Origin of the sequence: Streptomyces doebereineriae, from assembly GCF_031845645.1 — a bacterium.
In the GTDB taxonomy this organism is placed as follows: Bacteria; Actinomycetota; Actinomycetes; order Streptomycetales; family Streptomycetaceae; genus Streptomyces; species Streptomyces canus.
In genome coordinates this window covers 1-674 of record NZ_JAVREZ010000073.1, presented here as the reverse complement: position 1 = coordinate 674, position 674 = coordinate 1, and the positions used below count along the sequence as shown (strand labels likewise).

Below are 674 nucleotides of genomic sequence, written 5' to 3'. Positions count from 1 at the left end.
AACCACGCCGTGAGCCCGGCCACCGGCAGCGTGCTGGCTTCTGCCGGCGACAGGGTCCTGGGAGCCCGGACCACCCAATCCTGGGGAAGCACTACGCATTCGGCGAGCACCCCGGGGTAGAAACCGCCGAGCGTCCAATACGAGGGCGTCCGCGCGTCACCCGCCCGGGCACCGTCGATCCAGTCCGGGGTGAACACCGAGATCACCTGATCGTCGACGGCGAATCGGGTCACCGAATCTCCGACCGCGACGACGGTCCCGGCGAGATCGGACCCCGGCGTGAAGGGGAATTCCAGTGGCAGGCCGCGCCCGGTTTCGATCACCATCTTGTCGCGATGGTTCAACGCAACCGCGGCCACCTTGATCAGGACGTCGCCGGGGCCCGGTTGCGGGATGGCCACCTCACGCAACCAGAGCGCGTCTCGGCCGATTCCATCCATCTCCCAGCGGCGCATGATTTCAGCCATGCGGTGCTGCAACCAGGCCGGACAGACGCATATTCCCCGGGGATGCCGGGCCGACCGGCGGAACTACGACCCGCGCTGAGGGGGTTGCGCAGATTTGGTTGAATGTGTCCCAGGGGTGGGACAGCGACGGGGGCCGCACATGCCAAGCAGTATCGCCAATTCGATTGCCGTAGTTGCCGAATGGATCGCGGCAGCGCTCGGACCACG

General features: G+C 66.9%; 1 protein-coding gene. It reads right to left on the bottom strand.

Features of this window, described 5'->3' with window-relative positions:
• Nucleotides 1–467 (bottom strand): alcohol dehydrogenase catalytic domain-containing protein (locus tag RNB18_RS50750; protein ID WP_311720897.1); only part of this gene is annotated, 467 nt, incomplete at its 3' end.
• Between the last annotated feature and the right edge of the window lie 207 nt (nt 468–674).